This window comes from Nioella sediminis (assembly GCF_001879695.1).
GTDB lineage: Bacteria > Pseudomonadota > Alphaproteobacteria > Rhodobacterales > Rhodobacteraceae > Nioella > Nioella sediminis.
In genome coordinates this window covers 1-10,507 of the sequence record NZ_MNBL01000166.1, presented here as the reverse complement: position 1 = coordinate 10,507, position 10,507 = coordinate 1, and the positions used below count along the sequence as shown (strand labels likewise).

Sequence of the window (10,507 nt, the reverse complement as noted above, 5' to 3'; positions counted from 1 at the left end):
TGTTCACCAGAAGCGTGGTGTCACAGGAGGCGCTGGTCACTTCGATCTCGAGGCGGCCATAGCTTTCCATACCGGACAGCATGAACGAGTAGTGCGGGATGGTGTTGGCATAGCCACGGCCACCCACGCCACAGGACGAGATGTTGGTGTTGCCACCGGCCTGCACGTTGTAGCTGGTCGGGCTGTAGAGCTGCTGGCCGGTGATGTAGATCATCTGACCGGGCTGCTGCCAGGACGGGCATCCACCAGCGGGTGCGGGCGTCGGGGTCGGAGTCGGCGCAGGGGCCGGAGTCGCGGCGTTGTGCCAGGTCTCCAGTTCCACCACGGCCGGGCAGGACGTACCGCTATAGGTGCCCACCCACAGATCCAGACGACCGTTCAGCGACGCCGAGGACGGGATGTTCAGCAGCGGCTGCAGGTTGCCCCGGCTGTCATCGTCGAAATACCAGGTGGTGTCCGGCGTGTTCACCAGCAGAGTGGTGTCGCAGGACGCGCTGGTCACTTCGATTTCCAGACGGCCGTAGTTCTCCATCCCCGACAGCATGTAGGAATAATGCGGGGTCGGGTTGGCATAGCCACGGCCACCCACGCCACAGGACGAGATGTTCGTGTTGCCACCGGCCTGCACGTTATAGCTGGTCGGGCTGTAGAGCTGCTGGCCGGTGATGTAGACCATCTGGCCGGGCTGCGCCCAGGTCGGGCATCCGCCAGCGGGCTGCGGGGCCGGTGCGGGCGTCGGGGCCGGGGCCGGTGCGGGGGCCGGTGCCGGAGTCGCGGCGTTGTGCCAGGTTTCCAGCTCAACCGTGGCCGGGCAGGAGTTGCCGCTATAGGTGCCCACCCACAGATCCAGACGACCGTTCAGCGACGCCGAGGACGGGATGTTCAGCAGCGGCTGCAGGTTGCCCCGGCTGTCATCGTCGAAATACCAGGTGGTGTCCGGCGTGTTCACCAGCAGAGTGGTGTCGCAGGACGCGCTGGTCACTTCGATTTCCAGACGGCCGTAGTTCTCCATCCCCGACAGCATGTAGGAATAATGCGGGGTCGGGTTGGCATAGCCACGGCCACCCACGCCACAGGACGAGATGTTCGTGTTGCCACCGGCCTGCACGTTATAGCTGGTCGGGCTGTAGAGCTGCTGGCCGGTGATGTAGACCATCTGGCCGGGCTGCGCCCAGGTCGGGCATCCGCCAGCGGGCTGCGGGGCCGGTGCGGGCGTCGGGGCCGGGGCCGGTGCGGGGGCCGGTGCCGGAGTCGCGGCGTTGTGCCAGGTTTCCAGCTCAACCGTGGCCGGGCAGGAGTTGCCGCTATAGGTGCCCACCCACAGATCCAGACGACCGTTCAGCGACGCCGAGGACGGGATGTTCAGCAGCGGCTGCAGGTTGCCCCGGCTGTCATCGTCGAAATACCAGGTGGTATCCGGCGTGTTCACCAGAAGCGTGGTGTCGCAGGACGCGCTGGTCACTTCGATTTCCAGACGGCCGTAGTTCTCCATCCCCGACAGCATGTAGGAATAATGCGGGGTCGGGTTGGCATAGCCACGACCACCCACGCCACAGGACGAGATGTTCGTGTTGCCACCGGCCTGCACGTTATAGCTGGTCGGGCTGTAGAGCTGCTGGCCGGTGATGTAGACCATCTGGCCGGGCTGCGCCCAGGTCGGGCATCCGCCAGCGGGCTGCGGGGCCGGTGCGGGCGTCGGGGCCGGGGCCGGTGCGGGGGCAGGTGCGGGCTGGAAGCCACCGCCGCCAGGGGCCGGAGCGGGTGCAGGGGCCTGCGCGTACCAAGTTTCCATGTTCAGCGTCGCGTCGCAATAGGTGCCGTTATAAGTGCCCACCCAGACGTCAAGACGGCCATTGAGATTGTTGGCGCCACGGATTTCCAGGCGCGGGTCAAGGTTGCCGTTGGAATCGTCGTCGAACATCCAGGTGGTGTTCGCGGTGTTCACCAGCAGGACGGCATCACACTGGCTGACCACATCGGCCACGAGGTAATACTGGTCCATGCCCGACAGGTAGAAGCTGAAATCGGGTGCGCTGGTGACCCAGCCGGTGCGGTTCACGCCCGGCACGCCACAGTTGGCAATGTTGTTCTGTCCACCGGCCACAACGCCGAAGCTTTGCGGCGTATAGAGCTGATCTCCGGTATAGGTATAGCTGGCGCCGGTCTGACTATATGTCGGACAGGCTGCCGCCGCCGTCGTCATGGCGATGAGGCCGAATGCGGCCGTTGCTAGGTATCTCACGGGTTTTCCTCCAAAGATACGGGGGTGATGATCATGAACAGAATGTGTCCCAAAGCGCCGGGCGGTCATGATCTTTTCCGACCGGCTCGGCCCTGCCCGTTCGGACAGGACCGTTGAACAGAGGCGGCGCGCGCCTCTGTCATTCGCAAAAACTGATTGGCATTCCCGGATCATCGCGGCCTCCGGGTCGGGTGGTGATCGCGCGTGGCGCGGACCGGAACGGGTCGTGCATCAAGACGGATCAGGGGGGCGGCGAGGATATGAACAAGGATAAAGAGACCTGCCGCGATGGCTGGAAGCAGTCCCGTATGGATCATGTTCATCGGCAGAACCGATCGCATGTCCGTTTCCTCCCTTTGGTTCCCTACAGCACATTCGGGGGCCGCTTGGGCCGTTTCACCTGTGAAACCGGTCAGGCCTATGGCGGGCCGAATCCGCTTTCCGACGTGCGACGGGACGCGTGCCCATCTGGGTGTAGGTGCCGCAAGCGGCGCTAAAGGTTCAAAAAAATCGTCACCAGCATGGCACAGGATTATGGCTCGAGCAAAGCATAACCGGGTTATGCGCGGCATGGCCAATGAAAACTCGGACCATTTGGCAAAAATATTGTTTCCCAATCGGGGCTTTGCGCGCATCAAATCGCAACAAGAAAAGGGCCGCGCCGTAGCGCAGCCCCTTGTTTCGGCCCAGTTGGGTCGGGATTATTCTTCTTCCAGCGCCTCGACAGCCGCCTGAAGCTCGTCCTTGGTGACCTCTTTTTCGGTCACGGAGGACATTTCGAAGACGAAATCGACGACCTTGTCTTCAAACAGCGGCGCGCGCAGCTGCTGCTGAGCGGCCTGGTTTTGCTGGATGAACTCGAAGAACTGACGTTCCTGGCCCGGATACTGACGCGCCTGGTTCATGATCGCCTGGGTCATCTCGGCGTCAGAAACCTGAACCTCGTTCTTCTGACCAAGCTCGGCCAACAGCAGGCCAAGGCGCACGCGGCGTTCGGCCAGACCGTTATGTTCGTCGGTCGGCTCGATCTCGGGGTGATCGTGGCCCTGAACGTCGGGGTTTTCCTCGTGCCACAGTTGATGCGCGATCTGCTTGGCTTCAGCCTCGACCAGCGAGGGCGGCAGGTCGAATTTCACCGCCTGATCCAGCTGATCGAGAAGCTTGCGCTTCATGACCGCGCGGGCCGCACCGGCATATTCGGCCTTCAGACGCTCTTCGATCTGGCCTTTCAGCGCGGCGAGGTCTTCGGCACCGTATTTCTGGGCCAGCTCATCGTCGATCTCGGCGGCGACGGGCTTCTTCACTTCCTTGACGGTGCAGTCAAAGACAGCGGCCTTGCCGGCCAGATGCTCGGCGCCGTATTCCTCGGGGAAGGAGACCTCGACGGCCTTCTCTTCACCGGCTTTCACGCCGACCAGCTGTTCCTCGAAACCGGGGATGAAGCTGTTGGAGCCCAGAACCAGCGGGTAATCCTCAGCCGATCCGCCTTCGAAGGCTTCGCCGTCAACCTTGCCGACGAAGTCGATCACGACCTGATCGCCATCGGCGGCCTTGCCCTTCTTGGTGGCGAAGTTCTGCGCCGACTCGGCCAGGTTCTTCAGCGCGTCCTGAACGTCATCCTCTGCCGGGGCGACGACAAGTTTCTCAAGGCTCAGCGCCTTGTAGTCGACCTCGGGGATTTCGGGCAGCTTTTCATAGGACATGGAGACGACCACATCGTCGCCCTCTTTCCAGTCCTCATTGACCATCTTCACCTCGGGCTGCATCGCCGGGCGGTCACCGGATTCCTCCAGATGGGCCTGCATGGCGCCATCGACGGATTCCTGCATGGCTTCGCCCATGACGCGGGGGCCGAACTGCTTTTTCAGCAGCGCCATCGGCACCTTGCCCTTGCGGAAGCCCTTCATCGCCACTTCGGGGCGGGCCTCTTCCAGCTTCTCGTTGACTTTGGCTTCCAGCTCGGCCCCGGTGATCGTGATCTCGTAACCGCGCTTCAGCCCTTCGTTCAGGGTCTCATTGACCTGCATGTTTTTCCTCGTTCGCCGGGCCCGTGGCATCCATGGGGACGCGACGGGATAAGAAAATCTGTGGCCTTCTAGGGTGGCGGGGGCGGGCATGCAAGCCCAAAGCCGGGGCCGATGGCCCGAATGACGGGGAATCCCGCGCATTCCTGATTTTCTTGGCGCCGAGTCGGGCTTGACATATCCGACTCTTTTAATCAGATTAAGCGCGTCACCAGCCAGCCTCCCGCAGCCACTGACGCCAACAGGAACCGCGACAGACGCAGCATTCGAGCTGCCCGGAAACAGGAGTGCCCCAAGATGACCGCCCAGATCCCCCTGCCCCAAAGCCTGGCCCAATCCGCGCCGGTCCACAGTGCCGATGACTTGCTCGGCGACAGCCGCGTCGCCTATATCGCGCTGGAGGATCAGGTCTACACCTTGCGCCTGACGCGGGCGGGCAAGCTGCTGCTCACCAAGTGATCAGCCGGGCATGCGCCCGCCGCTGATCCGGGTGATCTCTCGCGCCGCACGGGCAACGGCGGCGCCGAACCCTGCCACGCTGCCCGCATCAAACCGCGCATCGGGGCCAGAGACCGAAACGCCTGCGCAGGGCAACCCGTTTTCATCGAAGATCGCGGCCCCCACGCAGGACATGCCCTCGAACCGTTCCTCCCGATCAAAGGAAAAACCGCGCGCGCGGGTCAGCGCGAGGTCTTCGAACAGGGCAGCGGGGGTCGCCAGCGTGTTCTCGGTGAACCGCTGCAACCCCGCCCCCTGCAAGAGCTTCTGCGCCTGATCCTCTGCCATCGCCGCCAGAATCGCCTTGCCGGTGCCAGACGCGTGCATCGGGGTGCGCGCGCCGGGCGGGAAGAAGGCGCGCACCGGGTTCTTGGTTTCCACCTGCCCGACAAAGACCACCTCGGCCCCGTCGGGCACGGCAAGGTTCGCGGTCTCTGCCGTTTCGCGCATGAGCTGCGGCAGGATCACCTGCCCCGCCTCCACGATGCCGTTGCGTGAGAGGTAAGAGACGCCGGTGCGATAGGCCTCAAGCCCGATCATCCAGTCCTGACGGTCCTCGTCGAAACTGACGAAACCGCGTTTTTGCAGGGTGGTCAGGATGCGGTGCGTGGTGGCCGTGGGCACGCCCGCCGACAGCGCCAGATCGGTCAGCGTCGCCCGTTCCGCCTGCGCCAGCGTGGTCAGCAGCCCGAGCGCCCGGTCGAGCGAATTGAGCGTACTGGCAGAGCTTTCCCTGAACTGCGACTTGGGCCGCCCGCGGGCGCGTTTCTGATCTGCCATATCGGGGCCTTTCTGGGGTGCGAATCCGGGTGGTGTGAGGCGCGCGTGGCACCCCTTCCCTACATTATGGAATTATTTTCCATTTTTTGCGATAAATAATTTCCCATGTAATACAAATGGTTTGTGTGCCTCTCATCCCCTTCAAAAACCTTTTCTGAGAAAATTGCAAAACCCTGCGCCGTGCCCGATCTTGTGGGCATAGCGGAGGATACCCCCATGTCGAACCAGAACCCGATCTTCATTCCCGGCCCCACCAACATGCCCGACCGGCTGCGCCTTGCGATGCATGTGCAGACGCAGGATCACCGCGCGCCCGATTTCGTCGAGACCTTCGCCCCGGTGCTGGAGGACACGAAGCGTGTGTTCGGCAGCACGGAGGGCACAATCATCACCTTCCCCGCCAGCGGCACTGGTGGGTGGGAGGCCTCGGTCACCAACACGTTGTCGCCCGGCGACCGGGTTCTTGTCGCACGGTACGGCATGTTCAGCCATCGCTGGATCGACCTGTGCCAGCGCCACGGGCTGGAGGTTCAGGTGATCGACTGCGATTGGGGCGCAGGGGCGCCCGCCGATGCGTTCGAGGCCGCATTGACCGCCGACAGCGCCCACAAGATCAAGGCCGTTCTGGTTACCCATAACGAAACCGCAACCGGCGTCGTCTCGGACATTGCCGCCGTGCGCCGGGCGATGGATGCGGCCAGCCATCCCGCGATGCTTTTCGTCGATTGCGTCAGTTCGCTCGCCTCGATGCCCTTCGAGTTCGACGCCTGGGGCGTGGATATCGCGGTGTCCGGGTCTCAGAAAGGGTTCATGCTGGCCACCGGCATGGCGATCCTCTGCGTCAGCCCCAAGGCGCTGGCGGCGATGGACACGGCCACCCTGCCCCGCACCTTCTTTGACTTCCGCGACATGATGAAGGCCAATGCCTCGGGCGGCTTCCCCTATACCCCGCCCCTGCAACTGATCTACGGTCTGCGCGAAAGCCTGAAGATGCTGTTCGAGGAAGGGTTGGAGAATGTCTATGCCCGCCACCATCGGCTGGCCGAGGGCGTGCGTCGGGCCGTCGATGCCTGGGGGTTGAAGCTGGTCGCGCAGTCGCCAGACCTCTATTCCGACACCGTCAGCGCGATCTATGTGCCGGATGGCTTCGACAGCAACGCCCTGACCGACCATGCCTTCAACGCCTATGGCGTCAGCTTCGGCATCGGGCTGGGGCAGATGAACGGCAAGGCCTTCCGCATCGGCCATCTGGGCAGCCTGACCGATGTCATGGTGCTGTCGGGGCTGGCGACGATCGAGATGGCGATGGCGGATCTGGACTATCCGATCACGCTCGGCTCCGGCGTTTCGGCAGCGCAGGAGTATTTCCGCGCCAACCGGGCCGGCACCCTGAAATCGGCAGCATAAGGAGGCCCAAGATGCTGGACGCAACCACAGCCGTAGACACCCTGACCATCGACGACATGCGCGCGGCGCATGAGCGGATCAGGCCCCATGTCCGCCGGACGCCGGTCTTGCAGTCGGAATTCCTGAACGACCTGACCGGGGCCGAGCTGTTCTTCAAATGTGAGAACCTGCAGGAGGCCGGGGCCTTCAAGGTGCGGGGCGCCTGCAACGCGGTCTTTGGGCTGTCTGAGGACATGGCCGAGGCGGGCGTCTGCACCCACAGCTCCGGCAATCACGCGCTGTCGCTCTCTTACGCGGCGGGGCGGCGGGGCATTCCCTGCAACGTGGTCATGCCGCGCACCGCGCCTCAGGCCAAGAAGGACGCCGTGCGCCGTTACGGCGGCATCATCACCGAATGCGAGCCCTCGACCAGCAGCCGCGAGGCGGTTTTTGCCGAGGTTCAGGCGCGCACCGGGGGCGAGTTCGTCCATCCCTATAACGATCCGCGCGTGATCGCGGGTCAGGCCACCTGTTCGGCGGAACTGCTGGATCAAACCGGCGGGCTTGATGCGGTCGTGGCCCCCATTGGCGGCGGCGGCATGATCTCGGGCACCTGCCTGACGCTGTCGAGCGTCGCGCCCGAAACCGCGATCTATGCGGCGGAACCGGAACAGGCCGACGACGCCGCCCGCAGCTTCCGCGCCGGTCACATCATCGCCGATGACGCGCCCGAAACCATCGCCGACGGTTTGAAAGTGCCGCTGAAGGAAAACACCTGGCATTTCGTGTCCCGCTTCGTGACCGATGTGCAGACCGCCAGCGAGCAGGAGATCATCGACGCAATGAAACTGACCTGGAAGGCGCTGCGCGTGGTGATGGAACCCTCCAGCGCCGTGCCGCTCGCGACGATTTTGAAGAACCGAGACGTCTATGCCGGCAAGCGCGTCGGTGTCATCATCACCGGCGGCAACGTCGATCTGGACAAGCTGCCCTGGATCAAGGGCTAAGGAGTAAGCACCATGAACAAACCCGTTTCCCTCGACCAGTATGAGGTCGGATACGACATCCCCGCTGCCATCGGCATGAACGAGGCCGATATCCAGACGCCCTGCCTGATCCTCGATCTCGACGCGCTGGAACGCAACGTGAAGAAGATGGGCGACTACGCCAAGGCCCACGGCATGCGCCATCGCAGCCATGGCAAGATGCATAAATCCGTGGATGTGCAGAAGCTGCAGGAAAGCCTGGGCGGCGCTGTCGGCGTCTGTTGCCAGAAGGTCAGCGAGGCCGAGGTGTTCGTGCGCGGTGGCATCAAGGATGTGCTGGTGTCAAATCAGGTGCGTCACCCGGCCAAGATCGACCGTCTGGCACGGCTGCCGAAACTGGGCAGCCGGATCATCGTTTGCGTGGACGATCTGGACAATGTGGCGGAGCTGTCGGCGGCGGCGGAAAAGCATGGCACCGAGCTTGAGGTCTTCGTCGAGATCGACTGCGGCGCCGGGCGCTGCGGCGTGACGACCACGCAGGATGTGGTGGCCATCGCCAAGGCCGTGGACGCCGCGCCGGGGCTGAAATTCACCGGCATTCAGGCCTATCAGGGCGCCATGCAGCACATGGACAGCTACGCGGACCGCAAGGCCAAGCTGGATGCCGCGATTGCCATGGTCGAGGATGCCGTGCAGGGGTTGAAGGCAAACGGGCTGGAGCCGGAACTTGTGTCTGGCGGCGGCACCGGGTCCTATTATTTCGAAAGCAATTCAGGCGTTTATAATGAGCTGCAATGCGGGTCCTACGCCTTCATGGATGCCGATTACGGTCGTATCCTCGATGAAAACGGCCAGCGCATCGACCGGGGCGAATGGGAAAACGCGCTGTTTATCCTGACAAGCGTCATGAGCCACGCCAAGGCCGACAAGGCGATTGTGGACGCAGGGTTGAAAGCGCAGTCGGTTGATAGCGGGCTGCCGGTCGTCTTCGGGCGCGATGATGTGGAATACGTGAAGTGTTCTGACGAACATGGCGTCGTCAGCGACCCCGCAGGCGTGCTTAAGGTCAACGACAAGCTGCGGCTGGTGCCCGGCCATTGCGACCCGACCTGCAATGTCCATGATTGGTATGTGGGCGTTCGGAACGGCAAGGTCGAAGCGCTCTGGCCCGTCTCCGCCCGTGGCAAGGCGTTCTGATCTCTGCCCATAGCGACTTAGACGGGGCCGGCCCGACCGGCCCCGCACCCATTCCCGAGAAAGTGCCTGCCATGATCATCGTTCCAGAACGCGCAATCCCCGACCTGCTGACGCGCGACGCCTCTTACAAGGCGGTCGAAAACGTCTTTGCCGCCATGGCGTCGGGCGATGCCTACAACTTCCCCGTCATCCGCGAATCCATCGGCCATCAAGATGCGCTCTATGGCTTCAAGGGCGGCTTTGACCGCGTCGGCGGATCGCTTGGCCTCAAGGCCGGGGGCTACTGGCCCCACAATCTGGACACGCATGGCATCATCAACCACCAGTCCACCGTTTTCCTGTTCGATCCTGATACCGGCATGGTGCGCGCCATGGTGGGCGGCAACTACTCCACCGCTCTGCGCACCGCTGCCGCGTCCTCGGTGTCGATCAACCATCTGGCCCGCAAAGATGCCCGCGTGATGGGCATGGTCGGCGCCGGTCATCAGGCCGGCTTCCAGCTGCGCGCCGCACTGGAGCAGCGTCCATTCGAGAAGGTGATCGGCTGGAACTATCACCCCGAGATGCTGGCCAATCTGGAAAAGGTCGCCGCCGAGGCGGGCCTGCCCTTCGAGGCGGTCGACCTTGACGGGCTGGCTGAGGCCGACGTGATCATCACGATCACCTCCAGCTTCGCCCCGATCCTGCTGGAACACCATGTCAGTCCCGGCACACATATCGCCTGCATGGGCACCGACACCAAGGGCAAACAGGAAGCCAGCGCCGACCTGGTCGCGCGCGCCACGCTATTCACGGATGAAGTGGCGCAGTCGATTTCCATCGGTGAATGCCAGCACGCGATTGCCGCGGGGCTGATCACGGAAGCCGATGTTTCCCAGATCGGCGCGGTGATCAACGGCAGCCATCCGGGACGCCACTCGGCGGATGAAATCACGCTGTTTGACGGAACCGGTGTCGGCCTTCAGGATCTGGCGGTTTCCGCCGCCCTGGTCGATCTGGCGGTCGAAAAGGGTGTCGCCATCGAAGTCGACCTGTAAGCGCAGCTCACTCTGGCCAGTTCCGGCGCAAGTCCCAGGCCAGATCCCGGACCGACGCAACACGAGCCCCTCCCCCTGGCGTCGCCTCGACATAGCCCACCAGATCGAAGGGCAGATCGCTCGTCAACGCACCCGCCACAATCGCGTCGATCAGGATCGTCTCGCGCCCCGGCACCGGGGTGCGGGGCAGCTCGGCCTCGGCGAACATCAGCGCGATCAACTCGGCGCAGAACAGCTCCGACGGGTCGCCCGCGTCGAACCGCATGTCAAACGGCGTGCCCATCTGCGCCATGCCGCGCGATAAGGCCCGGGCCCGGTCGCCCGCGCGCGGGCGCAGGGCCACCACCGCATCGGTAT

The 10,507-nt window shown here is 63.6% G+C and carries 10 protein-coding genes; 5 read left to right on the top strand and 5 right to left on the bottom strand.

The features are described from left to right. From BKY26_RS20535 to tig, 3 genes are all read right to left on the bottom strand, one after another. Window positions 1-2,242: hypothetical protein (locus BKY26_RS20535; protein ID WP_193600210.1), on the bottom strand; the 2,242-nt coding region annotated here is incomplete at its 3' end. Between the two features lie 170 nt (window positions 2,243-2,412). Beyond that, on the bottom strand, window positions 2,413-2,583 hold the full coding sequence (locus tag BKY26_RS20340) for a hypothetical protein (protein WP_158514367.1): 171 nt from the start codon (window positions 2,581-2,583) through the stop codon (window positions 2,413-2,415). Window positions 2,584-2,943: 360 nt separating this feature from the next. Beyond that, entirely contained in the window at window positions 2,944-4,269 is a 1,326-nt protein-coding gene (gene tig, locus BKY26_RS18400; RefSeq protein ID WP_071691839.1) for a trigger factor, read from the bottom strand. 294 nt (window positions 4,270-4,563) lie between these two features. Here tig and hemP point away from each other — a divergent pair, with 294 nt between their 5' ends. Then, window positions 4,564-4,725, top strand: a complete 162-nt coding sequence (gene hemP, locus BKY26_RS18395; RefSeq protein ID WP_071691838.1) for a hemin uptake protein HemP — start codon at window positions 4,564-4,566, stop codon at window positions 4,723-4,725. On the opposite strand, the gene BKY26_RS18390 is transcribed toward hemP, so the two are convergent. Then, window positions 4,726-5,544, bottom strand: a complete 819-nt coding sequence (locus BKY26_RS18390) for an IclR family transcriptional regulator (protein ID WP_071691837.1) — start codon at window positions 5,542-5,544, stop codon at window positions 4,726-4,728. Window positions 5,545-5,760: 216 nt separating this feature from the next. Between BKY26_RS18390 and bhcA the strand changes: the two genes are divergently transcribed. The 4 genes from bhcA (at window position 5,761) to bhcD (ending at window position 10,150) form a co-directional block, all read left to right on the top strand. Further along, window positions 5,761-6,951: an L-aspartate--glyoxylate aminotransferase BhcA gene (bhcA, locus tag BKY26_RS18385; RefSeq protein ID WP_071691836.1), complete on the top strand. Its 1,191-nt coding sequence runs from the start codon at window positions 5,761-5,763 to the stop codon at window positions 6,949-6,951. Window positions 6,952-6,962: 11 nt separating this feature from the next. After that, window positions 6,963-7,937 (top strand): beta-hydroxyaspartate dehydratase BhcB, encoded by a 975-nt coding sequence (bhcB, locus tag BKY26_RS18380; RefSeq protein ID WP_071691835.1) that lies wholly within the window; start codon window positions 6,963-6,965, stop codon window positions 7,935-7,937. Between the two features lie 12 nt (window positions 7,938-7,949). Beyond that, window positions 7,950-9,113 carry a 3-hydroxy-D-aspartate aldolase BhcC gene (gene bhcC, locus BKY26_RS18375; protein ID WP_071691834.1) on the top strand — a complete coding sequence of 388 codons (1,164 nt, stop codon included), beginning with the start codon at window positions 7,950-7,952 and terminating at the stop codon, window positions 9,111-9,113. A gap of 71 nt (window positions 9,114-9,184) precedes the next feature. Continuing rightward, a complete protein-coding gene (gene bhcD / locus BKY26_RS18370; protein ID WP_071691833.1) occupies window positions 9,185-10,150 on the top strand; it encodes an iminosuccinate reductase BhcD in 966 nt (321 codons plus the stop codon). Window positions 10,151-10,157: 7 nt separating this feature from the next. Here bhcD and BKY26_RS20335 read toward each other — a convergent pair. After that, the coding region (locus BKY26_RS20335; protein WP_211268011.1) for a C40 family peptidase at window positions 10,158-10,507 on the bottom strand (350 nt) is incomplete at its 5' end.